Source organism: Streptomyces sp. NPDC058008, assembly GCF_042886395.1.
Taxonomy (GTDB): Bacteria; Actinomycetota; Actinomycetes; order Streptomycetales; family Streptomycetaceae; genus Streptomyces.
This window is the reverse complement of record NZ_JBHVQX010000009.1, coordinates 147,710-173,519: the sequence shown is the minus strand read 5'-3', so window position 1 is coordinate 173,519 and position 25,810 is coordinate 147,710. Positions and strand designations below refer to the sequence as shown.

Below are 25,810 nucleotides of genomic sequence, written 5' to 3'. Positions count from 1 at the left end.
TACTCGACTGGTGAGTACGTATCCCGAGGTCCGCACCCTGCCCGTACCCGACGGCCTGGAGGGCGAGCGTGTCGACGCCGCCATCTCCCGGATGTTCGGTTTCTCCCGCACCAAGGCCGCCGAGCTGGCCGCGTCCGGGAAGGTGCAGGTGGACGGCGCGGTGGCCGGGAAGTCCGAGCGGGTGCACGGCGGGGCGTGGCTCGAGGTGGAGATGCCGCAGGCTCCCGCCCCGGTCCAGATCGTCGCCGAGCCCGTCGAGGGCATGGAGATCGTCCACGACGACGACGACATCGTCGTCATCATGAAGCCGGTGGGCGTCGCCGCCCACCCCAGCCCCGGCTGGACCGGCACCACCGTCATCGGCGGTCTCGCCGCCGCCGGCTACCGCATCTCGACCTCGGGCGCCGCCGAGCGCCAGGGCATCGTGCACCGGCTGGACGTCGGCACCTCCGGCCTCATGGTCGTCGCCAAGTCCGAGCGGGCCTACACCCTGCTCAAGGCGCAGTTCCGCGACCGGGTCGTCGAGAAGAAGTACCACGCGCTGGTGCAGGGCCACCCGGACCCGATGAGCGGCACGATCGACGCCCCCATCGGCCGACACCCGCAGCACGACTACAAGTGGGCCGTCACCGCCGAGGGCAAGCCCTCCGTGACCCACTACGACCTCATCGAGGCCTACCGCGCGGCCAGCCTGCTCGACATCAAGCTGGAGACCGGGCGCACCCACCAGATCCGCGTGCACATGTCCGCGCACCGCCACCCCTGCGTCGGCGACCTGACCTACGGCGCGGACCCCACGCTCGCCAAGCGCCTCGGCCTGACCCGGCAGTGGCTGCACGCGGTCCGGCTCGGTTTCGAGCACCCGGCCGACGGCAGCTGGGTCGAGTTCGAGAGCGGCTACCCGGACGACCTCCGCAGGGCCCTCGACACGATCGTGGCGGAGAGCGAATGAGCCCGGCGCCCGTCCCGTACACCACACGCAGGGCCCTGGACGAGACCGACCTCGCGGCGTGCTTCCAGGTCCGCAAGGAGGTCTTCGTCGGAGAGCAGCGGGTGCCCGAGGAGATCGAGTACGACGCCCTCGACGCCACCGCGGTGCACGTCGTCGCCGTGGCCGGGGACGGTTCCGCGCTCGGCACGGGACGGCTCCTGCACGGTGAGGACGCGGCGGGCAGGACCGGCGGCGACGAGTCCGTCGGATCGCTCGGCCGCCTCGCGGTGACCCGCGAGGCCCGCGGCCTGGGCGTCGGCGCCGCGCTGGTCCGCGCCCTGGAGGACGAGGCCCGCGCACGGGGCCTGGCCGCCGTGGACCTGCACGCCCAGACGCACGCGCTCGGCTTCTACGAGCGGCTCGGCTACACCGCGTACGGCCCCGAGTTCCCGGACGCCGGGATTCCGCACCGGTCCATGCGCCGCGTGCTCTGAGCGCGGCCGGCACGGGGGGTGCCACGGGGCCGCCGGTCCCGCGTGGCACGCTGGGATCCCTGACCGGCTGATCAACGGGCCCCGAGAGCCCGGCGCGCTGCGGAAGGCACAACGTGGACCAGATGGCACTCCTGCTCCTGCTCCTGCTCGGAGCGGTGGTCACGGTGCCACTGGGGGAGCGCCTGCGCCTCCCGGCACCGATCCTGATGACCCTCGCCGGGATCGTCATGGCCTTCGCCAGCTTCGTGCCCGACGTGAACATCCCACCGGAGTTCATCCTCCCCGCCCTGCTGCCGCCCCTGCTCTACGCCTCCGTGCAGCGCACCTCCTGGCGGCAGTTCGCGGCCAACAAGCGGCCGATCTTCCTGCTGGCCGTCGCCCTCGTCTTCGTGACCACGGCAGCCGTGGCCACCGTCGCCAACGCGATAGTGCCCGGCCTGCCCATCGCCGCGGCCGTCGCCCTCGGCGCCCTCGTCGCTCCGCCCGACCCGGTCGCGGCGACGGCCGTGGCCGGCTCCGTCGGACTGCCGCGCCGGCTGGTCTCGATCCTGGAGGGCGAGGGACTGTTCAACGACGTCACGGCCATCGTCCTCTACCACGTCGCCATCGCCGCCGCCGTCAGCGGCACCTTCTCGCTGCCCGCGGCGTTCGGACTGCTCGTCCTCTCCGCGGTGGTCGCCGTGGTGGTCGGCCTGGTGCTCGGCTGGCTCACCATCAAACTGATGGGTCTCCTGGGCGACACCACCCTCCAGGTGGGCCTGACCCTGCTCGTCCCGTTCGTCAGCTACGTGCTCGCCGAGGAGCTGATGGGCTCGGGCGTGCTCGCCGTCCTCACCACGGCGCTCTTCCTCGCCGAGCACACCGCCGACGCCGACGACGTCCTCGGGCGGCTCACGGGCCGGTCCTTCTGGGAGATCGTCGACACCCTGGTGACCGGTGTCGCCTTCGGTCTGATCGGTCTCGAACTCCACAACGTCTTCGGCACCGCCGACGGACGCGAACTGCGCCTCGTGGGCTGGGGGCTCGCCGTGGTCGCGGTCGTCGTCGGCGTACGCCTCCTGTGGCTGCTGCCCGCCACCTGGCTCGCCAAGCGGCTGCACACCCGCCGCGACTACAGCGAGGAGATCCCCACCAGCTGGCGCGAGACCGTCATCATGTGGTGGGCCGGAATGCGCGGCGTGGCCTCCGTCGCCCTGGCGCTGGCGATCCCGCTGGAGACGGACGACGGCAGGCCCTTCCCCGGCCGGGACGAGATCGTCTTCATCGCCTTCGCCGTGATCATGGCCACCCTCGTCCTCCAGGGGCTGACCCTGCCGTGGCTGGTGCGCAAGCTCGGGGTCCGGGCCGACACCGACGCCGAGCAGGCACTGGAGCGCGACCTCGCCATCCGTGCCGCCAAGGCGGCGAAGATCCGGCTCCGGGAGGTCCAGGACACCGAGGAGCTTCCCGAGGAGGTCCTGGAACGGCTCCAGCGCGCGGCGTACGACATCGGGGCGCGGATCAGCCCGGACATGGTCGACGAGGAACGGCGCGAGGCGTACGCGCAGCGCGCCGAGCGGTTCAAGGAGATCGGCCGGATCCAGCGCGAGATGATGTCGGCCGCCCGCCACGCGGTGCTCGCCGCCCGCAGCGAGCCGGGATCGGACCCCGAGGTCGTGGACCGGGTGCTGCGCTACCTGGACGTACGGAGCCTGCGCTGACGCCGCCCGCCCCGCCGGAGGCGACTCAGCCGCGCCCGGTGCGCGGGGACTTGTCCGGGGTCGGCACACGGCCGTCGAAGGGGGACCGGCCGCCGTCCGCACCCGTCAGCTCCCGCCAGTGGTCCCCCGGCGGCAGCGCCGCGGGCGACGTGACGACCCGGGGCAGCGCGTAGGGATGGTGGTCCCGGAGCCAGCCGATCATCTGTTCCCGCACGGCGCAGCGCACCGTCCAGATGTCGTCCGCGTCCTTCGCGGTCACCACCGCACGCACCTCGATCGTCGTCGGTGTGGTGTTCGTGACCGCCAGCGACCAGTCGCGGCCGTCCCACGCGGCGCACTCGCCCAGGATGTCCCGGAGGCGGTCACGCATCGCCGCGACCGGCGCCGAGTGGTCGAGCTGGAGGAAGACCGTGCCCGTCATCTGGGCCCCGCCGCGCGACCAGTTCTCGAACGGCCTGCTGGTGAAGTAGGACACGGGCATGGTGATCCGCCGCTCGTCCCAGGTCCGTACGGCGAGGAAGGTCAGGGTGATCTCCTCGACCGTGCCCCATTCCCCGTCCACCACCACGGTGTCGCCGATCCGGACCATGTCGCCGAAGGCGATCTGGAACCCGGCGAAGAGGTTGCCGAGCGTCGACTGGGCGGCGACACCGGCGACGATGCCGATCACACCGGCCGAGGCCAGCATCGAGGTTCCGACGGTGCGCATCGCCGGGAAGGTGAGCAGCATGGCGGCGATCGCGACCGTCGCCACCACGGCCGTGACCACGCGCTGGATCAGCGTGACCTGGGTCCTGACCCGGCGCACGCGTGCGGGATCGCGGGTGGACGTCGCGTAACGGGCGTACGAGGACTGCACCACGGTCGCGGCGACCCGGATCACCAGCCAGGCCGACGCGGCGATCAGCACCAGGGTCAGGACCTGGCCGATCCCGTCCCGGTGGTCCCGCACGATGTCGTGTTCGAGCTGGTCGAAGCTGGCCCTCAGGAGCCCGGTGCCGAGCACCACCTGGAGGGGAGGCCGGCAGAGCCGGAGCAGGCCCCACAGCGGAGTCTCGTGGTGACGGCTGTCGGCGCGGCGCAGCAGTACGTCCACGAGCCAGCCCACCGCCAGCGTGATCAGCAGTGATCCGCCCACCACCAGTAGCGGCGGCAGTATGTTCTCCATTCCCTCGTCCTCCAAGCGTCGGGGCACAACTGGCACCATGGGCCTCATGAACATCATGCTTTTCCACTCGACCTACGGTCTGCGGCCGGCCGTGCACGCGGCCGCCGACCGGCTGCGTGCGGCCGGGCACGAGGTGCGCGTGCCCGATCTCTTCGAGGGGCACACCTTCGACACCGTCGAGGAGGGAATGGACTTCAAGGAGCGGGTGGGCAAGGACGAGCTGCTCAAGCGCGCCGTCCTGGCGGCCGCGCCCTACTCCGACCAGGGCCTCGTCTACGCGGGATTCTCCTTCGGGGCGTCGGTCGCGCAGACCCTCGCGCTCGGCGACGCCAAGGCCCGCGGGCTGCTGCTGCTCCACGGCACCTCGGACATCGCCGAGAACGCCTCGGTGGACGAACTGCCGGTGCAGCTGCACGTGGCCGACCCCGATCCGTTCGAGTCCCACGACTGGCTGACCAGCTGGTACCTCCAGATGCAGCGGACCGGCGCGGACGTCGAGGTCTACCGCTACCCGGGCGCCGGCCACCTCTTCACCGACCCCGAACTGCCGGACTTCGACAAGGCCGCCGCGGACCTGACCTGGAAGGTCGCCCTCGGCTTCCTCGCCACGCTCTGAGGGGCGCACGGGGCCGCGCGCCGGCGCGCGGCCCCCGCCGACCGGTCAGCGCACCGGGGCGTCGGCCCGTTCGACCTTCTGGGTACCGCTGCGGGTGCGGTACGAGCGGACCCAGGAGGACGTCGCGTCCTTGCGGGTCTTGTCGGAGACCGCGTAGTAGTCCATCTGCGAGCGCTCGGCGGTCACGTCGAGGACGCCGTAGCCGTGCGAGTCCATGTCGACCCACTTCACGTGCCGGTTGGCCGCCCCGACCGCCGCGGCGGCGACCACCGAGACCGTCCGGGGGGCGACCCTCAGGATGTCGTCCAGGTTGTCGGACGTCACCGAGGTCACCACGAACTCGGTGGCCGCCGAGGGCGACAGCGGGTAGGTCGCGGCCCTCACCGGCACGTCGTTGGCCCACGCCATGTGGATGTCGCCCGTCAGGAAGACCGTGTCGGTCACCCCCCGGTCCCGCAGGTGCGCGATCAGCTCCCCGCGGTCGTCCGTGTAGCCGTCCCACTGGTCGACGTTGACGGCGAGCCCTTCCGACGGCAGGCCCAGCAGTCCGGCCAGCGGGCCCAGCAGATGCGCCGGGAGGGAGCCGAAGGCGACCGGCGAGATCATCACGGAGGTGCCGACCAGCTTCCAGACGGCGTCCGAACCGGCCAGTCCCGCCTTCAGCCAGTCCAGTTGGGCGCGCCCGGTGATCGAGCGCTCCGGGTCGTCGACCGCGCCGTCGCCGATGTCCGCCTGCCGGGAACGGAAGCTGCGCAGGTCCAGCAGGTACAGGTCGGCCAGGTTCCCGAAGCGCAGCCGCCGGTAGACGGTGCCCTCGGTGGAGGCGCGGACCGGCATCCACTCGAAGTACGCCTGCTTGGCCGCCGCCACCCGGGCCGCCCAGGAGCCCTCCGTCCCGGGGGTGTGGTTCTCGGCCCCGCCCGACCACGCGTCGTTGGCGAACTCGTGGTCGTCCCAGATCGCGATCACCGGGTGGGCGGCGTGCAGCGCCTGGAGGTCGGTGTCCGTCCGGTAGTTCCCGTGCCGCGTGCGGTAGTCGGCCAGGGTGACGATCTCGTGCAGCGGTGCGTGGGGGCGTACGACCGTGTCCTGGGCCGGATAGTCGCCCGAGGCGTACTCGTAGATGTAGTCGCCCAGATGCAGCACGGCGTCCAGGTCGGCGCGGGCCGCGAGGTGCCGGTAGGGGGAGAACCAGCCGGCCTCCCAGTTGGCGCAGGAGACCACGCCGAAACGTATCCCGGACGTCGCCGCGCCGGCGGCGGGCGCCGTGCGGGTGCGGCCCGCGGGGGAGAGGACCTGCTGCCCGTCGCCCGCCGAGAAACGGAACCAGTACGTCGTGGCGGGGCGCAGTCCGCGCACGTCCGCCTTGACGGTGTGGTCCGAGGCGGCCCGGGCGACCGTCGTGCCGTGGCCGGCGATCCGGGTGAAGGCCTTGTCCTCGGCGATCTCCCAGGACACGGCCGTGTCGGCTCCGGCACCCGAACCGGGCACGGCGTCCGGTGAGGGGGTGACGCGGGTCCACAGGAGGACGCCGTCGGGCAGCGGGTCGCCGGAGGCGACGCCGTGGAGGAAGGCCGGTCCGCCTGCGGCGCGGGCACCGGTGGCTGCGGCGAGCACGGGGGCGGCGACGGCCGTGGCGGCGGCCGCCTTGACGACCGTGCGGCGGGTGGGTGCGGAGAGCTGTCGTCTGGTCACGGACCATCACGCTACTGGCGGGTACGGCGAACGGGCGGGCGAACGGAGGAAGTTCGCCCGCCCGTCGGCCGTTCGACACCCGCGGCCGCCGTCCGCGGCCCGCACCGGGCCGCGGACCGCGCGGTCAGCCCTTCAGCGCGGCGGTGATCGCCGTGTTGAAGTCGGCCTCCGTCATGGGGGCGTTGTCGCTGCCCTCGGCGGTGATCTTCTTGCCGTCCATCATGAGCGTGGGGGTGCCCTTCACCCCGCTCTTGTCGAACGTCTTGGACATCTTCATGGCCCAGGCGTCGTACGTGCCGTCCTTGACGGCCTTCTCGAACGCCTTGTTGCCCTTCAGCGCGTCGACCGAACCGGCCACCTCCAGGAGGTAGTCGTCCTTCGCGAACTTGTCCTGCGTCTCCTCGGGGTGGTACTTCGCGGAGTACAGCGCCGACTTGTAGTCGAGGAACGCCTCGGGGCTCACGTCGAGCGCGGCGCCCAGGGCGCTGAGGGCGTTCTTGGAACCCTCCCCGTTGGCCGCGTTGTCGATGAAGGTGGCGCCGATGTACTTGATCTTGTACTTGCCGGCCTCGACGTCCTTGGCGACGGTGTCGCCGACCGCCTGCTCGAACGAGGCGCAGACCGGGCAGCGGGAGTCCTCGTACAGCTCCAGGGTCTTCTTGGCGCTGTCCTTGCCGATGACCACGGTCGTACCGTCGTCACCCGAGGTGTTCTTCGGGGCGCTCACGTTCTTGGCGTCGGCGGCGGCCTCCCAGGCGGAGGGCTTGTTCAGCTGCATCACGCCGTAGCTGACGCCGCCCGCGACGGCCAGGACGGCGAGCACCGAGACGCCGACGACGATCTGCTTGCGGGCCTTGTCCTTCTTGGCCTGGCGCTCGCGCTCGACGCGCAGCCGCTCCCGTGCGGCGGACTTGCTGGCCTGGCTGTTGCGCTTGCTCATGGGTGTTCTCCGTGGGTGCGTGGGGATCGGTTCCCGGGGTGTACCGCGTACTCAGGCGAAGGCGTGCGCCGAGCGCGGTGGTCCCCTCCGTCCCACGGAGTGCACGAGGAGGCGGGCCGTGAGGAGCGGGCCCGGCCGTCCGGCGGGGCGGACGCCCGGCCGTACGGGGCGGGCCGCGGCCCCCGCCGCGGCGACGGCCACCAGCAGCGGCCGGAAGGCGGTGGCGGCGGCCGCGCGCAGCAGGCCCGCCAGGGCCGACTCGCCGTGCCGCAGCCAGGCGGCGGCCAGCAGCCCCACCGCCACGTGGGCGGCGAGCAGCAGCCAGGGGACGGCGGGGCCCGGGGAGGCCAGCAGGGCGGCGGCCGCGTGGCCCGAGCCGGACACCTGCCCGAGGGCGGCGCCGGCGTCGCCCGTGGTCGCCGTGGCGGGGCCGATGCCGCCGTTGCCGCACAGCACGTCCACCCCGACCGCGCGCAGCGAGCCCGTGATCGGGCCGCCCGCCGCGCCGTAGCAGAGGTTCTGGCCGCTGGTGAAGACGGTGTCGGCGGCCAGTTCGAGCGGGACGAGCAGTCCGGCGATGGCCCCGAAGCCGCGCTCCCGGCCCGCCAGCCCGTAGGCCACGGCGAAGACGGCGACCGACGTCAGCCCGACGACGGTCAGGGGCAGGGGCGCCCGGGACAGCAGCACGTGGGACGTGACGGAGAGCGTCACGACGAGGGCCGTGAAGACCGCCGCGCGAACGACTCTGAGGTGCGTACCGGATGCGTCCATCACGGAGGAGTCTCCCACGCGACCTTGTGAAGGCGGCCTAAAGGGGGCCGCGCGGAACGGCTGGAAGGGGGCCGCGCGGCCCGGGCGGCTTCCCCGTGGCCTCCGTGCGGACCCGTATGCGGCGGCCCGCGCCCGGCGTGGGGCGCGGGCCGCCGTCAGGGCCGGGGATCAGCCGCAGGGCGGCACCGCCGCAGGCGTCTCGAAGGTCCCCTGTCCCTGCACCTTGATCAGCCCGACGTAGTTCTTCCCGCACGGGTAGCTCATGTTCCAGGTGGAGACGGCGCGCTCGCCGCCGGAGATGGTCTTCAGCGGACCGTAGGTCGTGCTGGAGGAGCGGTAGCCGAGGTTCGCCTTGATCGTCGCGGTGCCGGCCTTCTTCGTGTAGATGATCTCGATGCGCGACGGGCTGGTGTTCAGCGAGATGCAGAGCTGCCCGTTGCTCAGGCTGGTGCACTTGACCCGGTCGCTGGCGGTGACCGAGACGTCCGACGACGCCTGCGCCGTGGTGGTCGTGGTGCTCTCGGCCGCGTGGGCCGGTACGGCGAGGAGCGAGGCTCCGGCGGCGATACATGCGGCGACGGTCAGGGTGGCGCGGCGACTCATGGTCGTCCCTTCGTTCGGATGCGTGATCAGCACCGGAACGTACAAGGGACCGGCGGCGCTGCCAACCGTTTTGCCGGGCGTGCCCCGGACGCCGCCGGAGGGTGCGGCGCGCCGCCCGCCGACGGCCCGTCCCCCCTGCGGGCCCCGGGCCCGCAGGGGTCGGAGGGCATGGGCGACACGGCGACGGGCCCGGGTGGACGGCCACCCAAGTGGGCGCGAAATCGATCAACAGCTGGCCGGATCCATGCGGTCGGCAGCCCTGCGCGCCCTTGCCCCGACCGGCCGCGGGGGACCGGGGCCGCCGCCCCTCCCGCGCCTCCCCGACACCGGGAGTGCCCGCCGTCCGTCACTGCCAGGACGTAGACTTCCACGCTGTCCCCCCACCCGTTCCCGCCCGTTCTCCCGGAGGCACAGCGCCGTGAGCAAGCCGCCCTTCACGCACCTGCACGTCCACACCCAGTACTCGCTCCTGGACGGTGCCGCGCGGCTCAAGGACATGTTCGAGGCGGCGAACACGATGGGCATGTCGCACATCGCGATGACCGACCACGGCAACCTCCACGGCGCCTACGACTTCTTCCACTCGGCCCAGAAGGCCGGTGTCACGCCGATCATCGGGATCGAGGCGTACGTCGCCCCCGAGTCGCGCAAGCACAAGCGGAAGATCCAGTGGGGGCAGCCGCACCAGAAGCGGGACGACGTCTCGGGTTCCGGCGGTTACACCCACAAGACGATCTGGGCGGCGAACAGCACCGGGCTGCACAACCTCTTCAAGCTCTCCTCGGACGCGTACGCCGAGGGGTGGCTGCAGAAGTGGCCGCGCATGGACAAGGAGACCATCTCCCAGTGGTCCGAGGGCCTCATCGCCTCCACCGGGTGCCCCTCGGGCGAGGTGCAGACCCGGCTGCGGCTCGGACAGTTCGACGAGGCGGTGCGGGCGGCCTCCGACTACAAGGACATCTTCGGTGAGGGCCGGTACTTCCTGGAGCTGATGGACCACGGCATCGAGATCGAACGCCGGGTCCGCGACGGGCTCCTGGAGATCGGCCGGAAGCTGGACATCCCGCCGCTGGTGACGAACGACTCGCACTACACGTACGCCAACGAGGCGACCGCGCACGACGCCCTGCTGTGCATCCAGACCGGCAAGAACCTCTCCGACCCCGACCGCTTCCGCTTCGACGGCACGGGCTACTACCTCAAGACGACGGACGAGATGTACGCCGTCGACTCCTCCGACGCCTGGCAGGAGGGGTGCGCCAACACCCTCCTGGTCGCGCAGCAGATCGACACCACCGGCATGTTCGAGAAGCGCGACCTGATGCCGAAGTTCGAGATCCCGGAGGGCTTCACCGAGATCACCTGGTTCCAGGAGGAGGTCCGGGTCGGCATGGGCCGCCGCTACCCGGCGGGCGTCCCCGATGACCGGCAGAAGCAGGCCGAGTACGAGATGGACATCATCATCCAGATGGGGTTCCCGGGGTACTTCCTCGTCGTCGCCGACTTCATCATGTGGGCCAAGAACAACGGCATCGCGGTGGGTCCCGGCCGTGGGTCCGCCGCCGGCTCGATCGTCGCGTACGCCATGGGCATCACCGACCTCGACCCGATCACCCACGGGCTGATCTTCGAGCGCTTCCTCAACCCCGAGCGCGTGTCCATGCCCGACGTCGACATCGACTTCGACGAGCGCAGGCGCGTCGAGGTGATCCGGTACGTCACCGAGAAGTACGGCGCCGACAAGGTCGCCATGATCGGCACCTACGGCAAGATCAAGGCCAAGAACGCGATCAAGGACTCCGCGCGCGTCCTGGGCTACCCGTACGCCATGGGCGACCGCCTCACCAAGGCCATGCCCGCCGACGTCCTCGGCAAGGGCATCGACCTCAGCGGCATCACCGACCCCAAGCACCCCCGCTACAGCGAGGCGGGCGAGATCCGGGGGATGTACGAGAACGAGCCGGACGTCCAGAAGGTCATCGACACCGCGAAGGGCGTCGAGGGCCTGGTCCGGCAGATGGGCGTGCACGCCGCCGGCGTCATCATGTCCAGCGAGCCCATCGTCGACCACGCCCCGGTCTGGGTGCGGCACACCGACGGCGTCACCATCACGCAGTGGGACTACCCCCAGTGCGAGTCGCTCGGCCTGCTGAAGATGGACTTCCTCGGCCTGCGCAACCTGACGATCATGGACGACGCCATCAAGATGGTGAAGGCCAACAAGGGCGTCGACCTGGAGATGCTCTCCCTGCCGCTGGACGACCCCAAGACGTACGAGCTGCTCTGCCGCGGTGACACGCTCGGCGTGTTCCAGTTCGACGGCGGCCCCATGCGCTCCCTGCTGCGCCAGATGCAGCCCGACAACTTCGAGGACATCTCCGCCGTCTCGGCCCTCTACCGGCCGGGCCCGATGGGAATGAACTCGCACACGAACTACGCCGAGCGCAAGAACGGCCGCCAGGAGATCACCCCGATCCACCCGGAGCTGGAGGAGCCGCTCAAGGAGACCCTCGGCCTGACCTACGGCCTCATCGTCTACCAGGAGCAGGTCCAGAAGGCCGCCCAGATCATCGCCGGGTACTCGCTCGGCGAGGCCGACATCCTGCGCCGCGTGATGGGCAAGAAGAAGCCCGAGGAGCTCGCGAAGAACTTCGTCCTCTTCCAGGCGGGCGCCAAGAAGAACGGCTTCTCCGACGCGGCGATCCAGGCGCTCTGGGACGTCCTGGTCCCCTTCGCCGGCTACGCCTTCAACAAGGCGCACTCCTCGGCGTACGGCCTGGTCACCTACTGGACCGCCTACCTCAAGGCGAACTACCCCGCCGAGTACATGGCCGCCCTGCTGACCTCCGTCAAGGACGACAAGGACAAGTCCGCGGTCTACCTCAACGAGTGCCGGCGCATGGGCATCAAGGTGCTCCCGCCGAACGTCAACGAGTCCGAGCCGAACTTCGCCGCCCAGGGCGACGACGTGATCCTCTTCGGGCTGACCGCCGTCCGCAACGTCGGACAGAACGTCGTCGACTCGATCATCAGGTGCCGCAAGGCGAAGGGGAAGTACTCCACGTTCCCCGACTTCCTCGACAAGGTCGAGGCGGTCGTCTGCAACAAGCGCACCGTCGAATCGCTGATCAAGGCGGGTGCCTTCGACGAGATGGGGCACACCCGCAAGGGGCTGGTCGCCCACCACGAGCCGATGATCGACAACGTGGTGCAGGTCAAGCGCAAGGAGGCCGAGGGGCAGTTCGACCTCTTCGGCGGCGGCGAGACGGACAGCGACGAGCCGGGCTTCGGCCTGGACGTGGAGTTCTCCGACATCGAGTGGGAGAAGTCCTACCTGCTCGCCCAGGAGCGCGAGATGCTCGGCCTCTACGTCTCCGACCACCCGCTCTTCGGCCTGGAGCACGTCCTGTCCGACAAGTCGGACGCGGCGATCTCCCAGCTCACCGGCGGTGAGCACGCCGACGGCGCGATCGTCACCGTGGGCGGCATCATCTCCGGCCTCCAGCGCAAGATGACCAAGCAGGGCAACGCCTGGGCCATCGCGACCGTGGAGGACCTCGCGGGCTCCATCGAGTGCATGTTCTTCCCCGCGACCTACCAGCTGGTCTCCACCCAGCTCGTCGAGGACACCGTCGTCTTCGTCAAGGGACGCCTCGACAAGCGCGAGGACGTGCCGCGCCTGGTCGCCATGGAGATGCAGGTCCCCGACATCTCCAACGCCGGGACCAACGCACCCGTCGTCCTGACCATCCCCACGGTCCGGGTCACACCGCCCATGGTCAGCCGGCTCGGCGAGGTCCTCAGCAACCACCGCGGCGACACCGAGGTGCGCATCCGGCTCCAGGGCCCCCGCAAGACCACCGTGCTGCGGCTCGACCGGCACCGCGTCAAGCCCGACCCCGCCCTCTTCGGCGACCTGAAGGTGCTGCTCGGCCCGTCCTGCCTGGCCGGCTGACGGCCCTGCCCGCACCGACGGGAGGGGCGCCCCGCCACCGGCGGGGCGCCCCTCCCGGCCTGTCGGCCGTCAGTTGTGGCCGAAGCGCTTCTGGTGCTTGCGGGCCACGTCCGACGGGCTGCCCTGAGCCTGCGACTGCGGCTGGGTCTGCGACTCGTACGCCGTCGACCTGGCGTCCTCGGCGCCACGCTCGGCGGCGGACGCGCGGTCGTGCTGACTGCCCTGCTTGCGGTTCTTGTTCTTCGCCATCGTGATGCCTCCTGGGGGAGATCTGGGGTCCAGAACCGCTGTCAGACTCACATAGCACCGCAAAGGCCGCATGTTGGATCATTACCGAGCGTAGTAGGGGAGGTATCATGCGCGGTTCTCCGATCCGCCACGCCGATGATCGAGTTCCGGACCTTAACGCCCCCGCCGTCGGGCAGACTCGAAGGAAACCCTGAGTAAGCGAACCCCGGGTCGGCGGACCCACCCCCCATGTCCGGGCCCGCTGATCCGCTCCCGAGTTGGAAGAGGGTGGAACGCGTGGACCGTTGCGTCGTCCTGGTGGACGCCGGCTACCTGCTGGGCGCAGCCGCGAGCCTGCTGGCCGGAGAGCCCGCCCGTTCCCGCATCACCGTCGACCACGCGGCCCTGATCCAGGGTCTGCGCGAGCGCGCCGAGGCCGACACGGAACAGCCCCTGCTGCGCATCTACTGGTTCGACGGCGCCCCCGACCGCGTACCGCAGCCCGAACACCGCAGGCTGCGGGTCATGCCCCGGGTGACCGTCCGGCTCGGCGCGCTCACCCGCAGTGACGGACGGTGGGCGCAGAAGGGCGTCGACGCGGCGATGCACGCCGAACTGACCGAGCTGGCCAGGAACCGGGCCTGCTCCGACGTGGTGCTCGTGACCGGCGACGGAGACCTGCTGCCCGGCCTCATGTCCGCCAAGGAGCACGGCGTCGCCGTCCACCTCTGGGCGGTGCAGGCCGCCGACGGCGACTACAACCAGTCCGAGGACCTGGTCGCCGAGGCCGACGAGCGGCGGGTCCTGGACCGCGCCTGGATCACCAAGGCCGTACGCGCCAAGGAGACCGGCGGCGTGTGCGCGCCCCCGCCCGCCCCGCGCCCCGAGATCGCCGCGATCCTCTCCGCCCCGCTGCCCGAGGCCGCCCTCGCCGCCTCCGCCGAGCGGGCGTCGGAGGCCCAGGCCGCCGCGGCACGCAACGGCGCCGCCGGCGCCCCGGCCGACGAGGAGGCCGCCCCCCACACGCAGCCCGCCCCCGGCCACAAGGGCGTCCCCACCCCCAAGGACCTGGCGAGCCTGCGCGCGCCCGGGACGCAGGGCGCACCGCACCCCGTGCCGCAGCCCGTCGCCAACGCCACCCTGCGCTGGTCGTCCGACAAGGGCTGGGTCGAGCGGGGCGGACCGCTGGGCGAACCGGCCGAGACCGCTTCCCTGCCGACCCTGGCCCAGCTCACCAGCGCCGAACAGCGCTGGGCGGACCGGGAGGAGGACATCACCACCGTCGGCGGTGACCCCTTCGAGGTCGGCCAGGTCTTCGCCCGGCGCTGGATGGAACGGCTGCCGGAGACGGCCCACCTCCAGAAGCTGTCCACGATGTACCCCCGTGTCCCGCACCGCATCGACGGCGAACTGCTGCGGTACGCGGCCCGCTTCGGGCTCCTCGCGCACAAGGACGACCAGATCGACGAGCACGACCGCTACGCCATCCGGGCCGGGTTCTGGCGCGAGATCGACGTACGGACCGCGGCCGAGCACGCCCCCGCGGGGGAGTGAGAAGGGCGGCGCTGCCCGGCCCCGGACGCGGTACGGGGCATCCGACCCCGTAGTCTCATCCCTCGTGAGTACGGGCACAGCACACGGGACGGGCGCAGCGCGGGCGACGGGCACGGGGGCGGCGCGGTCCGTGTGCGCGGTACGTGATCTGGTCAAGACCTACCCCGCCGTCCGGGGCCGGCGCGGCCGCGCCGCCACTCCCGAGGTGCGCGCCACCGACGGGGTCCGCCTCGACGTCCGGCGCGGCGAGATCTTCGGACTGCTCGGACCCAACGGTGCGGGCAAGTCCACCCTCGTACGCCAGCTCACCGGCCTGATGCGTCCCGACTCCGGGAGTGTCGAGGTGCTGGGACACGACCTCGTACGCCACCCCGAGCGGGCCTCACGGCTCATCGGCTACCTCGGCCAGGAGTCCACCGCCCTCGACGAGCTGACCGTGTCGCTGGCCGCGGAGACCACCGGGCGCCTCAGGGGGCTGCCCGTGCGGGAGGCGCGTGCCGCGCGGGACGACGTACTGGAGGAGCTGGGGCTCACGGAGCTCGCGGGGCGCCCGCTCAAGAAGCTCTCCGGCGGACAGCGGCGGCTCGCCTGCTTCGCCGCGACGCTGGTCGGCGAACGCCCCGTCCTGGTGCTGGACGAGCCGACGACCGGAATGGACCCCGTCGCCCGGCGATCCGTCTGGGCCGCCGTCGACCGGCGCCGGGCCGAGCACGGGGCGACGGTGCTGCTCGTGACCCACAACGTGATCGAGGCCGAGACCGTCCTGGACCGGGTGGCCGTCATGGAACGCGGCAGGGTCATCGCCTGCGACACCCCGGCCGGGCTCAAGGAGCGGGTGGCCGGCGAGGTGCGGGTCGAGCTGGTGTGGCGCGAGCGCGCACCGCTGGACGTCCCGGAGGTCGCCGCTCTCCGCGGGTCGGCGCAGGAGTCGGGGCGCAGATGGGTGCTGCGGCTCGGGCCCGACGAGGCGCGTGCCGCGGTGGCCGCGGTGACCGGCGGGGAGGCCTTCTCCGCGCTCGACGACTTCACGCTGGCCACGCCCAGCCTGGAGGACGTCTATCTGGCGCTCGGCGGGGACGCCGCCAGGGCCACCGAGGGACTGGTGAAGGCGTGATCAGGACGGTGAACGTGTCGGGATACGTGTCGGAGTCGGACGGGAGCACTGCCAGGTGACGAGCATCCTTCCCACGGAGTCCGCGAAGGTGGGTACGTCCCGGAAGCGGACCTCCGCCGCCCGGCACGACCCGTCCGCGCGCACCGCGCCGGCCGCCCTCGCGCCGAGGGCCCGGCTGCTGCCGTCGCTGGCCGCCGTGTACCGGGCGCAGCTCTCCCGGGCCAGGGTCGCGCGGATTCCGCTGCTCTTCGTCGCGACGTTCCAGTCCGTCGGGATCATGGTGCTGATGCGCGGGGTCGTCGACGGCGGAGCCGAGGCACGGGCCGTCGTCGCCGGGTCCAGCGTGCTGGTCGTGGCCTTCGTCGCGCTCAACCTGCTGGCCCAGTACTTCGGCCAGCTCCGGGCCGGGGGCGGGCTCGACCACTACGCCACGCTGCCGGTGCCGCCCGCCGCGGTGGTGCTGGGGGCGGCGGGCGCGTACGCCTCGTTCACCGTGCCCGGCACGATCGTCACGGCGGTGGCGGGCAGCGCGCTCTTCGGTCTTCCGATGACGCACCTGTGGGTGCTCGTCGCGGTCATCCCGCTCTCCGGGGCCGCGCTCTCCGGCCTGGGCGCCGCGCTGGGGCTGCTGGCGCCGCGGCAGGAGCTGGCGACCCTGCTCGGGCAGCTGGGCATGTCGGCCGCGCTGCTGCTGGGTGTGCTGCCGGCCGAGCGGCTGCCCGGCCCCGTCGGGTGGGCGCGCGACCTGCTGCCCTCGACCTACGGCGTCGAGGCGCTGTCCCGGTCCTTCGACGCCCGTCCCGACTGGGCGGTCGTCGCCCTCGACCTCGCGGTGTGCGCGGCGGTCGGTGTGCTCTCGCTGGCCGTGGCCACGTGGGCGTACCGGCGAGCGGCGGTCCGGTGAGGCGTTGACCGCGGGGGCCTGGCACGATGGCACCGTGACCGCACCGTTGACGCCGCCGCACCAGCCCCAGCCGGACGACCCGTGGCAGGCCCCGCCGTCCGGGTCGCACCTCGCGCCCGCCGAGCACCCGGGCCCGCAGGAGCGGCGGACCGAGCTGAGGCAGGGCGCGCTGACCGCCGCGGTCCTGACGGTCGCCGGCCTCGCGCTCGGCCTGCTCTGGCTCTGGCTGGCACCACGGGTACCGCTCGTCTCCGACGAGACCGCCGTCTTCCTGAAGAACAGCGAGGGCGAGGAGGCCATCGGCGCCGACGGCACGTTCGTGCTGCTGGGACTCGCCTTCGGCGCGGTGTCGGCGGCAGCCGTCTTCCTGCGCCGGCGGCGCGGCGGCATCCCGCTGGTGGTGGGGCTCGCCCTGGGCGGGCTCCTCGGCTCCCTGCTGGCGTGGGGCATCGGCACCTGGTTCGGGCCGACGTCGGACGTGGTGGCCCACGCCAAGGAGGTGGGCAAGGGCGTCACCTTCGACGCGCCCCTGGAACTGCACGCGGTGGGGGCGGCGATCCTGGCCTGGCCGATCGCGGCGATGATTGTCCACCTGGGGCTGACGGCCCTGTTCGGCCCGCGCGATCCCGAGCCGGAGTGGGGGACGCCGTACGGGGCGCCCCAGGCGCAGCCGGGGCCCGACAGCGCGTTCGGACCGGCGCCGGAACCCCTCGACGCCGGAACGGACACCGACGCCGGGCAGGACACCCCGGCCGGCCCGGACAGCGGCGCGCAGCCGGAAGCCGACGCGCGCCCGGGTTCCGACGGCGGACGGGCGGACGGGCCCGGTACGGGCCGGCCGTAGCGGCCGGCGGAGGCGGCGCCGTCCCCGGTGTCCTGCTCGCAGCACCCTCGTCCCCTGTCACGGCCCGGAGCGTCCACGCCCCGGGCCGTTCGCGTACCCGGCCGTGTCCGCCCGGGACGCACCGGCGGGTGACCGGGTGCGCACCTGTGAAGGGCCCGGCACGGGGGAGAGGGCCGGGGCCAGGGCCGATCAGACCGCAGGCACGGTGTGGTCCACGCGGTCGGCTGTCCGCACCACCGAGGCCGGGGCAGCGGACAGGGGCCGGGACGCCGGGGAGAGGTCCAAGGACGTGTCCGAGCGCTGACCGCACGCCGGGGGAGCGGGCCGGCCGGTGGTCAGCGGGCCGCGCCCCCGGCGCACCGCACACAGGTCGTCGCCGCCGGGCGTACCTCCAGGCGGCCCGGCGGGATCGGCTCACCGCACCGTTCGCAGCGGCCGTAGCCACCCCGCTCCAGCCGTTCCAGCGCCCGGTCCACCTCGTCCAGGTGGTCCCGGGCCCGGGCCAGCAGAGAGGCGACATGAGCCCGCTCGAACGCGGTGCTCGCCCCCTCCGGATCGTGCTCGTCATCGACCGCCACCAGCGCGTTCGCCGCGACGATCGCGTCGAAGTCACGGTGCAGGGCCGCGATACGGGCCTCCGTGCCGCGGCGCTCCGCGGCCAGCCGCTCGCGGTCGGCGGGCACGTCCCGCCCCTCGGGGATGAATGCGTCCATCCTGGGGCAACGGGTGCGTCCGGGGTCGGCATTCCCCGCCGGCCGCCCGCTACCCGCGGCCGATCGGGGCCAGGGACGCCTCCGTCAGGGCGGCCAGGTCGGAGGGGGCGAGCTCGACCTCCAGGCCGCGGCGGCCCGCCGAGACGCAGATCGTGGAATGGGACCCGGCCGACGCGTCCAGCACCGTACGCAGGCGCCTGCGCTGGCCGAGCGGGGAGATGCCGCCCCGCACGTAGCCCGTGGTGCGCTCCGCCGCCGCGGGGTCGGCCATGGCCGCCCGCTTGCCGCCCACCGCCGACGCCAGCGCCTTCAGGTCCAGCGACCCCGCGACCGGGACGACGGCGACGACCAGCTCGCCGTCGACCTCGGCGACCAGGGTCTTGAAGACCCGGTCGGCGGAGACCCCGAGCGCCTCGGCCGCCTCCTCGCCGTACGACGGGGACGCGGGGTCGTGGTCGTAGGAGTGGACGGTGAACACCGTGCCGGCCGCGGTCAGGGCGACCGTGGCCGGAGTGCCGCCGGGCTGCTGCTTCCTGGACTTCTTCGCCACCGGGCCGGTCCTCGGATCAGTTGGGGTGCGTGGGGTCGCGGGTCAGTTCGGCCGCCGGGAGCGACGGCAGGTGCCGGATGACCGCGGTCTCCCTGCGCAGCAGCGTCAGCTCCTCACGCAGCCGCGTCGCGGTGTCCGGGGCCTGGAGCAGCCGCTGCTTCGACGGGACGTCGAGCACCGCGGCGGCGGCCACCAGGTACGAGACGACCGACGGGTCGTCCGGCAGGTCCGCGCCGGTCGTCAGGGACCGCTCGCTCGCCCCGGCCAGCCGCTTCTGGTAGCTGCGGAAGGCACGCAGGACCCCCTCGGCGAGGGCCCCCGCCTCGTCGGCGGCCGAATCCCCGCCCTCGGCGGACCCCGGATCCTCGGGCAGGTCCTCGACCTCGGCCGTCAGGAACGGGCCGCTCGCGTCGACGGAGAGCAGCCGCACCCGTGTGGTGCCGGTGGCCAGGACCTCGTAGCTGCCGTCGGCGCGCTCCCGGATCTTCGCCGCGTCCGCGACGCAGCCGACCCGGTGGAAGGTCTGGATGGGATCGGGGCCGAAGCCGTCGGCCGGGGCCCGCTCCACGGGGGGCGCGGCGGCGACGGTGTCCGGCATGCCGGTGGCCGTCGGGGCGGTCTCGCGGCCGTCGCGGATCGCGACCACCACGAAGCGGCGCGGTTCGTCCTCGTCGATCGCGAGCAGCTCACGCATCATGGCGCGATAACGCTCCTCGAAGACGTTGAGCGGCAGCACGAGGCCGGGGAACAGCACCGCGTTCAGCGGGAAGAGGGGCAGGCGAGCGGTGGTCACAGCGGCCAAGCCTAATGGCCGCGGCGCCCGCCGTGTTCCGGCCGCCCGCACAGCGGTGTGGAGGAGGCCACCCGGAGCCGGGCACCGGCCCGCGCGTCGAGGAACCCGCCGAGCGCCTCCCCGGTCACCGAGGCCCACGGGAACGAGGTCGCGTAGGGCCCGATCAGCCGGAACTGCTCCAGCGCCTCGGCCGCGCGGCCCCGGGCGACCAGGACGTACGCGAGGAGGTTGCGGACCTCCGCCGGCCAGGGGTCCCCGGCGGGGAAACCGGCCGAGAACCTGATCGCGAGGTCGGCCGCGGCGTCGACCCGGCCGGTCTGCACGGAGTTCGCGCGCGCCGAGGCCTTCTCGTCCCGCAGCAGGGCGTAGGCCGCCCTGACGGGCAGGGCCTGCACCAGGGAGTCCCCGGCCGCGTCCTCGGCCGCCCGCTCGGCGAAGTCGAAGCACTCCCGGTGGGAGCCGTACCACTCGGCCGAGAGGTAGCGGAGCGCGGCGACATGACTGCCGTAGTGGTGCGGGCAGCGGCGCACGGCCTGCTCCCACAGCGACTCGAAGACCGTGTGCGTGGCGTGCGTGCCGCGGGCGTGGTCGAGGGCCAGCCGCCACGGCACCGGGTCGCGCGGATCCGCCTCGGCCGCCGCCGTGATCAGCGGGCCCACCTCGCGCAGCAGCTCGGCGTGGGCCGGTGACTCCCACGCGCGGCGCACCGCCAGCGCGGCCTTGACGAGCAGCGCGTCCGGGTCGCGCGGGGCGGTGGCCAGCCAGCCCGTGAGCCAGCCGTCGCGACCGCGTGCGAAGGCCACCAGCCGGACCAGCGCGCGGTCGCGGCCCTCCCAGTCGGTGGCGTCCCGGGTGGTGGCGAGGAGCTTGGCCGCCGGTTCGAAGTCACCCAGGGCCGCCGCCACCAGCGTGGGGGAGAGCAGCGCGTCGGGGGCGTCGAGCAGCACCGCGTCGTCCGCCGGCAGCCCGGCCGACAGCTCGGGGCCGTACCGGAACGTGCGCGCGGAGCTCAGCAGTGCACGGAGGAAAGCCATGGTGCAGACCATTGAAAAGCCCTGGTGGGGGCGGCGCCAGAGGCGCCCTGTGAAGCTTCTGTAGCGAGTGGAAGGGTTGCCCTGGAAGAGGTCAAGAAAGGGCAAAGGAAGCGGTCGCGAGTGGCGTGATCCAGACCTTCCGGTCACCGGCCGCCGCCCGCCCCGACGGGCCCCGGCCGGCCCTTCGACGACTGTGCCGGCAGGGATCGGGGCGTACGGGGCGCCGCCCGGACGTCAGCCGCGCCGCAGCAGCCGGGACGCGCCCGCCGCCACCGTGGTGGCCAGTATCCATCCCAGGAGAACCAGCGCCGCCGCCGTCCACTGCCAGCCTCCCCGCAGCAGCCAGTAGCCGTCCTGCCCGAGACCGATCACGGGCACGAGCAGGTCCAGCGCGTACAGCGCCGGGTTCCACTCCGGGTGCTCGTCGCCCTTGATGGACTCCGGGCGGTACTGCGAGAAGGCCACCGTGCCCGCCGCCCACAGCACCGCCATCCAGACCAGGGCGCGCCCGGGCCGGTAGCCGTACGCCACGGCCCAGTCCTGGAGGTACCCCCAGATCCTCCCGGCCGGCGGCAGCGTCTCGCGGCGCCGCCGCTGCTTGGCCAGCAGCACCTCGCGGGCGTCCGCGTCCTCCCCGCAGCTGCGGAGCACCGCCGCGAGGCGCTCGTACGGCTCGGGGACGTACTCCGGGGTCGCGGCCAGGACCCACTCCAGACGCCGGGACAGCGGGAAGTGGCCGTAGGGGACGAGGTTCTCGTACACGAAGCCGCCCATCGCCAGGCCGCCCGGGCCCGGCCAGCTGGTCGACACGTCGATCAGTGTCACCACCTTCGCGCCGTTCAGCACCACCCGGCCCTCCCGGGGGCGCTCCGCGTTGAACCGCAGCTCCGGGGTGACGATCCGGCGCAGCGACAGCTCCTCGCGGTCGGCGAGCAGGAACCTGGCCTTGTGCAGGTCCACCGCGTCCCCGAACCGCCCGTCGTCGAGCCGCACCGCGCCGCGGCACTCGAAGGCCTGCGCCCGTGTCCCGCGCGCCGGACCGCCGCCCCGGGCGATCCCGAACGGGGGAGTGGTCCCCTGGTTGCCCGTGTCGATGCTCACCCACGCCTCGGTCATGTACAGCGTGCGCTCCACGCTCAGCTGCGGGGCGTTCAGCGCCCGCCGTCCGTCCGTCGCGCGGAGCCGGCTGCCGCGCAGGCTCAGCGAGCCGCCGACCTTCGCCCCGCGCAGGCTCAGCTCGCCGAGCGTCTCGATCATCTCGGCCTGCAGGTCCTGCGCCACCGACATCCCGTCGCCGACGAAGGCCCGGCCCCGGCGGTCGGGACCGATGCGGATCTGGTTGATCAGCAGGTCCGTGCCGATCTGGGCGTCGGTCAGCCGGATGCCGCGCTCGACCCGGCAGCGCGGCAGGTGCAGGTCACCCTCCGTGTGCAGCCGGGCCGCGTCCAGCCTCGGCACCGCGCACCCCACCATCCGCAGGGTCGTGAAGTGGCACTCGGGCACCACCACCTCCTGCTCGAAGCGGCAGCCCGTCAGCTCCACGTACGGCGAGACGCGCCCGCCGGCCAGATCCAGCTTCCCCGTGATGCGCACGCCCCTCAGCTTCAGCGCCGCCACCCGCCCCGGCCGTGCCGCCGGCCCGCTGAGCAGCAGCCGCGCCACCGTCCGGGCGCCGACACTCCGCTCCGGCCCCCAGCTGTGCGGGGCGAACGGGTCGTCGCGCGCCGCGTCGTGGGAGCGCAGATCGTAGGTGGTGCCGTTGCGGAAGGACTGCCACATACCCAGCTCCGCGGCGCTGAGCCCGTCAGGGATCTCGCCGTCCTGCGGTTCGGTCACTGCCTCACCTCCGCCCGCGCGGATCACCCCGCGCCTCGTACAGTCGTTCTTCCCTCTGTGTGACCACGTGAACGCTAATGGTCAGCAGTGACAGCCGGGACATGTATCAGCCAGTGATACGGGCGACCGGACGCCGGATCCGGTCTGCGAGAATTGCGGTGTGATCTCTCGAATCGATCTGCGCGGCACCGCCCTCCCCGAGGGCGGCGACCTGCGCGACCTGCTGCCCCGTGCCGAGTTCGACGTGGAAGCCGCCCTGGAGACGGTGCGGCCCATCTGCGAGGACGTACGCCATCGTGGCTCCGCGGCAGTGATCGAATGGGGAGAGAAGTTCGACGGCGTACGCGTCGCCTCCCTGCGGGTACCGGCCGACGCGATCAGCGGGGCGCTGGAGCGCCTCGACCCCGCCGTGCGGGCGGCCCTGGAGGAGTCCGTGCGCCGCGCCCGCCTCGTCCACCGCGCGCAGCGCCGCACCACGCACACCACCCAGGTCGTCCCCGGCGGCACGGTCACCGAGAAGTGGGTGCCCGTCGAGCGCGTCGGGCTGTACGTCCCCGGCGGGCGCTCGGTCTACCCCTCGTCCGTCGTCATGAACGTCGTCCCGGCGCAGGAGGCCGGTGTCGAGGGCGTCGCCGTCGCGTCCCCGCCCCAGAAGGAGTTCGGCGGACTGCCGCACCCGACGATCCTCGCCGCGTGCGCCCTCCTCGGCGTCGACGAGGTGTACGCCGCGGGCGGTGCCCAGGCGGTCGCGATGTTCGCGTACGGCACCGGCGACTGCCCGCCCGTCAACCTCGTCACCGGCCCCGGCAACATCTACGTCGCCGCCGCCAAGCGCCTCCTCAAGGGCCGCGTCGGCATCGACGCCGAGGCCGGCCCCACGGAGATCGCGATCCTCGCCGACGCGAGCGCCGACCCGGTGCACGTCGCCGCCGACCTGATCAGCCAGGCCGAGCACGACCCGATGGCCGCCGCCGTGCTCGTCACCGACTCCGAGGAGCTGGCCGCCGCCACCGAGGCCGAGCTGAAGCCCCAGGTCGCCGCCAGCAAGCACGTCACGGACCGGATCGAGCCCGCCCTGGCCGGCCGCCAGTCCGCGATCGTCCTGGTCGACGGCCTGGAGGACGGCCTCAAGGTCGTCGACGCCTACGCCGCGGAGCACCTGGAGATCCAGACGGAGAACGCCGCCGCGGTCGCCGGCCGGGTCCGCAACGCCGGAGCGGTCTTCGTCGGCCCCTGGTCGCCCGTCTCCCTCGGCGACTACTGCGCCGGCTCCAACCACGTCCTGCCCACCGGCGGCTGCGCCTGCCACTCCTCGGGCCTGTCCGTGCAGTCCTTCCTGCGCGGCATCCACATCGTCGACTACACCCGCGACGCGCTCGCCGAGGTCACCCACCACGTGGTGGCCCTCGCCGAGGCGGAGGACCTCCCCGCCCACGGCGCGGCGCTCAAGGCCCGGTTCGGGTGGAAGGTTCCGCAGCAGTGAGCGACGACAGCACCACGCACAACCCCTGGGACGACCTGCCGATCCGCGACGAACTGCGCGGCCAGTCCCCGTACGGGGCGCCCCAGCTCGACGTACCGGTCCGGCTGAACACCAACGAGAACCCCTACCCGCTGCCCGACGCCCTCGTCGAGCGCATCGCCGAGCGGGTCCGCGAGGCCGCCCGCGACCTCAACCGCTACCCCGACCGCGACGCCGTGGAGCTCCGCACCGAGCTGGCCCGCTACCTCACCCGGACCGCCGGGCACCCGGTCACCGCCGCGGACGTGTGGGCGGCCAACGGCTCCAACGAGATCCTCCAGCAGCTGCTCCAGACCTTCGGCGGCCCCGGGCGCACCGCGATCGGCTTCGAGCCCTCGTACTCCATGCACGCCCTCATCGCACGCGGCACCGGCACCGGCTGGATCTCCGGACCGCGCAACGAGGACTTCACCATCGACGTGGAGGCCGCCCGGAAGGCCGTCGCCGAGCACCGCCCCGAGGTCGTCTTCATCACCTCGCCCAACAACCCCACCGGCACCGCCGTGGACGCGGAGACCGTCGTCGCCCTGTACGACGCCGCCCAGGCCGCCCGGCCCTCGATGGTCGTCGTGGACGAGGCGTACGGCGAATTCAGCCACCACCCCTCGCTGCTCCCGCTGATCGAGGGCCGCCCCCACCTGGTGCTCTCCCGCACCATGTCCAAGGCGTTCGGTGCCGCGGGCCTGCGCCTGGGCTACCTCGCGGCGGCCCCGGCCGTCGTCGACGCGGTCCAGCTGGTGCGCCTGCCGTACCACCTGTCCTCCGTCACGCAGGCCACCGCGCTCGCCGCCCTGGAACACACCGATACGCTGCTCGGGTACGTCGCGCAGCTCAAGAGCGAGCGTGACCGGCTGGTCGCCGGACTGCGGGAGCTCGGCTTCGCCGTCACCGACTCGGACGCCAACTTCGTCCAGTTCGGCCGCTTCGCCGACAGCCGCACCGCCTGGCGGCAGATCCTCGACCGGGGCGTCCTGGTCCGGGACAACGGCGTACCGGGGTGGCTGCGGGTCTCCGCGGGAACCCCGGCAGAGAACGACGCGTTCCTCGATGCGGTGCGCGAACTGAAGAAGGAGCACGACGCATGAGCCGCGTAGGCAGGGTGGAGCGGACCACCAAGGAGACCTCCGTACTCGTCGAGATCGACCTCGACGGGACCGGCAAGGTCGATGTCGCGACCGGGGTCGGCTTCTACGACCACATGCTCGACCAGCTCGGCCGCCACGGACTCTTCGACCTCACGGTCAAGACCGACGGCGACCTGCACATCGACTCGCACCACACCATCGAGGACACCGCCCTCGCACTCGGCGCCGCCTTCAAGCAGGCGCTCGGCGACAAGGTCGGCATCTACCGCTTCGGCAACTGCACCGTCCCGCTGGACGAGTCGCTCGCCCAGGTCACCGTGGACCTCTCCGGCCGCCCGTACCTGGTGCACACCGAGCCGGAGACGATGGCGCCGATGATCGGCGAGTACGACACGACGATGACCCGGCACATCCTGGAGTCCTTCGTCGCCCAGGCGCAGATCGCCCTGCACGTCCACGTCCCGTACGGCCGCAACGCCCACCACATCGTGGAGTGCCAGTTCAAGGCGCTGGCCCGCGCCCTGCGGTACGCCAGCGAGCACGACCCGCGCGCGGCCGGCATCCTCCCGTCCACGAAGGGCGCGCTGTGACCGGCCTGAACACCGTTCTGATCCTCGTCGGCCTCTTCCTGGCCGGCGGGGTCTACTCCTTCTGGAAGCAGGGCATGCCCAAGGGCGTCGTCGTGCTCCTCGGGATCGGCTCCGTGATGTGCCTGGTGGCGGGCGTCATGCGGATCCAGGGACTCTGGGACTGAGGGAAC

The 25,810-nt window shown here is 72.7% G+C and carries 24 protein-coding genes; 13 read left to right on the top strand and 11 right to left on the bottom strand.

Annotated features, from left to right (window positions below; genetic code table 11):
• Positions 1–10 precede the first annotated feature (10 nt).
• The 3 genes from ACFVS9_RS11860 to ACFVS9_RS11850 all read left to right on the top strand — a co-directional run bounded on the left by ACFVS9_RS11860 (position 11) and on the right by ACFVS9_RS11850 (position 3,125).
• Complete coding sequence (locus tag ACFVS9_RS11860; RefSeq protein WP_383118609.1) at positions 11–952, top strand: RluA family pseudouridine synthase; 942 nt, start codon at positions 11–13, stop codon at positions 950–952.
• Positions 949–1,425, top strand: coding sequence for a GNAT family N-acetyltransferase (locus tag ACFVS9_RS11855; protein WP_389931633.1), 477 nt, complete (start codon positions 949–951; stop codon positions 1,423–1,425). Before ACFVS9_RS11860 ends, ACFVS9_RS11855 begins: the two co-directional genes overlap by 4 nt.
• A 113-nt stretch (positions 1,426–1,538) precedes the next feature.
• The gene (locus ACFVS9_RS11850) at positions 1,539–3,125 is read left to right on the top strand and encodes a Na+/H+ antiporter (protein ID WP_383118611.1); all 1,587 of its coding nucleotides are present in this window, start codon (positions 1,539–1,541) and stop codon (positions 3,123–3,125) included.
• 25 nt (positions 3,126–3,150) lie between these two features.
• Here the strand turns inward: ACFVS9_RS11850 and ACFVS9_RS11845 are convergent, their stop codons facing one another.
• The gene (locus ACFVS9_RS11845) at positions 3,151–4,293 is read right to left on the bottom strand and encodes a mechanosensitive ion channel family protein (protein WP_383118612.1); all 1,143 of its coding nucleotides are present in this window, start codon (positions 4,291–4,293) and stop codon (positions 3,151–3,153) included.
• Between the two features lie 37 nt (positions 4,294–4,330).
• On the opposite strand from ACFVS9_RS11845, the gene ACFVS9_RS11840 reads away from it, so the two are divergent.
• Positions 4,331–4,909 carry a dienelactone hydrolase family protein gene (locus ACFVS9_RS11840; RefSeq protein WP_389931631.1) on the top strand — a complete coding sequence of 193 codons (579 nt, stop codon included), beginning with the start codon at positions 4,331–4,333 and terminating at the stop codon, positions 4,907–4,909.
• A 45-nt stretch (positions 4,910–4,954) separates the two neighbouring features.
• Here the strand turns inward: ACFVS9_RS11840 and ACFVS9_RS11835 are convergent, their stop codons facing one another.
• The 4 genes from ACFVS9_RS11835 to ACFVS9_RS11820 form a co-directional block, all read right to left on the bottom strand.
• Positions 4,955–6,604 carry an alkaline phosphatase D family protein gene (locus ACFVS9_RS11835; protein ID WP_389931629.1) on the bottom strand — a complete coding sequence of 550 codons (1,650 nt, stop codon included), beginning with the start codon at positions 6,602–6,604 and terminating at the stop codon, positions 4,955–4,957.
• A 124-nt stretch (positions 6,605–6,728) separates the two neighbouring features.
• Complete coding sequence (locus ACFVS9_RS11830) at positions 6,729–7,544, bottom strand: DsbA family protein (RefSeq protein WP_383118615.1); 816 nt, start codon at positions 7,542–7,544, stop codon at positions 6,729–6,731.
• A gap of 51 nt (positions 7,545–7,595) precedes the next feature.
• Complete coding sequence (locus ACFVS9_RS11825; RefSeq protein ID WP_389931627.1) at positions 7,596–8,315, bottom strand: hypothetical protein; 720 nt, start codon at positions 8,313–8,315, stop codon at positions 7,596–7,598.
• A 168-nt stretch (positions 8,316–8,483) separates the two neighbouring features.
• The gene (locus ACFVS9_RS11820; RefSeq protein ID WP_389931625.1) at positions 8,484–8,918 is read right to left on the bottom strand and encodes a hypothetical protein; all 435 of its coding nucleotides are present in this window, start codon (positions 8,916–8,918) and stop codon (positions 8,484–8,486) included.
• A gap of 418 nt (positions 8,919–9,336) precedes the next feature.
• On the opposite strand from ACFVS9_RS11820, the gene dnaE reads away from it, so the two are divergent.
• Positions 9,337–12,873 (top strand): DNA polymerase III subunit alpha, encoded by a 3,537-nt coding sequence (gene dnaE, locus ACFVS9_RS11815; protein WP_389931623.1) that lies wholly within the window; start codon positions 9,337–9,339, stop codon positions 12,871–12,873.
• 69 nt (positions 12,874–12,942) lie between these two features.
• Here the strand turns inward: dnaE and ACFVS9_RS11810 are convergent, their stop codons facing one another.
• A complete protein-coding gene (locus ACFVS9_RS11810; protein ID WP_383117360.1) occupies positions 12,943–13,122 on the bottom strand; it encodes a hypothetical protein in 180 nt (59 codons plus the stop codon).
• 267 nt (positions 13,123–13,389) lie between these two features.
• Here ACFVS9_RS11810 and ACFVS9_RS11805 point away from each other — a divergent pair, with 267 nt between their 5' ends.
• The 4 genes from ACFVS9_RS11805 (at position 13,390) to ACFVS9_RS11790 (ending at position 17,517) form a co-directional block, all read left to right on the top strand.
• Positions 13,390–14,655: an NYN domain-containing protein gene (locus tag ACFVS9_RS11805; protein ID WP_383117391.1), complete on the top strand. Its 1,266-nt coding sequence runs from the start codon at positions 13,390–13,392 to the stop codon at positions 14,653–14,655.
• Between the two features lie 130 nt (positions 14,656–14,785).
• The gene (locus ACFVS9_RS11800) at positions 14,786–15,769 is read left to right on the top strand and encodes an ABC transporter ATP-binding protein (protein WP_383117392.1); all 984 of its coding nucleotides are present in this window, start codon (positions 14,786–14,788) and stop codon (positions 15,767–15,769) included.
• Positions 15,770–15,824: 55 nt separating this feature from the next.
• Positions 15,825–16,673 (top strand): ABC transporter permease, encoded by an 849-nt coding sequence (locus ACFVS9_RS11795; RefSeq protein WP_383117361.1) that lies wholly within the window; start codon positions 15,825–15,827, stop codon positions 16,671–16,673.
• 34 nt (positions 16,674–16,707) lie between these two features.
• Entirely contained in the window at positions 16,708–17,517 is an 810-nt protein-coding gene (locus ACFVS9_RS11790; RefSeq protein WP_383117362.1) for an ABC transporter permease, read from the top strand.
• A 335-nt stretch (positions 17,518–17,852) separates the two neighbouring features.
• On the opposite strand, the gene ACFVS9_RS11785 is transcribed toward ACFVS9_RS11790, so the two are convergent.
• The 5 genes from ACFVS9_RS11785 to ACFVS9_RS11765 form a co-directional block, all read right to left on the bottom strand.
• Complete coding sequence (locus tag ACFVS9_RS11785) at positions 17,853–18,230, bottom strand: TraR/DksA family transcriptional regulator (RefSeq protein WP_389931620.1); 378 nt, start codon at positions 18,228–18,230, stop codon at positions 17,853–17,855.
• Positions 18,231–18,279: 49 nt separating this feature from the next.
• Positions 18,280–18,780 carry a Cys-tRNA(Pro) deacylase gene (ybaK, locus tag ACFVS9_RS11780; RefSeq protein WP_383117364.1) on the bottom strand — a complete coding sequence of 167 codons (501 nt, stop codon included), beginning with the start codon at positions 18,778–18,780 and terminating at the stop codon, positions 18,280–18,282.
• Between the two features lie 16 nt (positions 18,781–18,796).
• Complete coding sequence (locus ACFVS9_RS11775) at positions 18,797–19,573, bottom strand: LON peptidase substrate-binding domain-containing protein (protein ID WP_383117365.1); 777 nt, start codon at positions 19,571–19,573, stop codon at positions 18,797–18,799.
• Positions 19,574–19,584: 11 nt separating this feature from the next.
• A complete protein-coding gene (locus tag ACFVS9_RS11770; RefSeq protein WP_383117366.1) occupies positions 19,585–20,619 on the bottom strand; it encodes a hypothetical protein in 1,035 nt (344 codons plus the stop codon).
• A gap of 222 nt (positions 20,620–20,841) precedes the next feature.
• Positions 20,842–22,443, bottom strand: coding sequence for an oxidoreductase (locus tag ACFVS9_RS11765; protein WP_383117367.1), 1,602 nt, complete (start codon positions 22,441–22,443; stop codon positions 20,842–20,844).
• A gap of 160 nt (positions 22,444–22,603) precedes the next feature.
• Here ACFVS9_RS11765 and hisD point away from each other — a divergent pair, with 160 nt between their 5' ends.
• From hisD to ACFVS9_RS11745, 4 genes are read left to right on the top strand one after another with little or no spacing between them, the layout of a single operon-like run.
• Positions 22,604–23,926, top strand: coding sequence for a histidinol dehydrogenase (hisD, locus tag ACFVS9_RS11760; RefSeq protein WP_383117368.1), 1,323 nt, complete (start codon positions 22,604–22,606; stop codon positions 23,924–23,926).
• Entirely contained in the window at positions 23,923–25,050 is a 1,128-nt protein-coding gene (locus ACFVS9_RS11755) for a histidinol-phosphate transaminase (RefSeq protein WP_383117369.1), read from the top strand. The genes hisD and ACFVS9_RS11755 overlap by 4 nt, the downstream gene beginning before the upstream one ends.
• The gene (hisB, locus tag ACFVS9_RS11750; protein WP_383117370.1) at positions 25,047–25,640 is read left to right on the top strand and encodes an imidazoleglycerol-phosphate dehydratase HisB; all 594 of its coding nucleotides are present in this window, start codon (positions 25,047–25,049) and stop codon (positions 25,638–25,640) included. Before ACFVS9_RS11755 ends, hisB begins: the two co-directional genes overlap by 4 nt.
• The gene (locus ACFVS9_RS11745; protein WP_014156783.1) at positions 25,637–25,804 is read left to right on the top strand and encodes a hypothetical protein; all 168 of its coding nucleotides are present in this window, start codon (positions 25,637–25,639) and stop codon (positions 25,802–25,804) included. The genes hisB and ACFVS9_RS11745 overlap by 4 nt, the downstream gene beginning before the upstream one ends.
• Positions 25,805–25,810: the final 6 nt, after the last annotated feature.

Coding starts and splice junctions, on each gene's coding strand:
- ACFVS9_RS11855 (WP_389931633.1), top strand. CDS start 949: ATGAGCCCGGCGCCCGTCCCGTACACCACACGCAGGGCCCTGGACGAG.
- ACFVS9_RS11845 (WP_383118612.1), bottom strand. CDS start 4,293: ATGGAGAACATACTGCCGCCGCTACTGGTGGTGGGCGGATCACTGCTG.
- ACFVS9_RS11840 (WP_389931631.1), top strand. CDS start 4,331: ATGGGCCTCATGAACATCATGCTTTTCCACTCGACCTACGGTCTGCGG.
- ACFVS9_RS11830 (WP_383118615.1), bottom strand. CDS start 7,544: ATGAGCAAGCGCAACAGCCAGGCCAGCAAGTCCGCCGCACGGGAGCGG.
- ACFVS9_RS11825 (WP_389931627.1), bottom strand. CDS start 8,315: ATGGACGCATCCGGTACGCACCTCAGAGTCGTTCGCGCGGCGGTCTTC.
- ACFVS9_RS11820 (WP_389931625.1), bottom strand. CDS start 8,918: ATGAGTCGCCGCGCCACCCTGACCGTCGCCGCATGTATCGCCGCCGGA.
- ACFVS9_RS11810 (WP_383117360.1), bottom strand. CDS start 13,122: ATGGCGAAGAACAAGAACCGCAAGCAGGGCAGTCAGCACGACCGCGCG.
- ACFVS9_RS11785 (WP_389931620.1), bottom strand. CDS start 18,230: ATGGACGCATTCATCCCCGAGGGGCGGGACGTGCCCGCCGACCGCGAG.
- ACFVS9_RS11770 (WP_383117366.1), bottom strand. CDS start 20,619: ATGGTCTGCACCATGGCTTTCCTCCGTGCACTGCTGAGCTCCGCGCGC.
- hisB (WP_383117370.1), top strand. CDS start 25,047: ATGAGCCGCGTAGGCAGGGTGGAGCGGACCACCAAGGAGACCTCCGTA.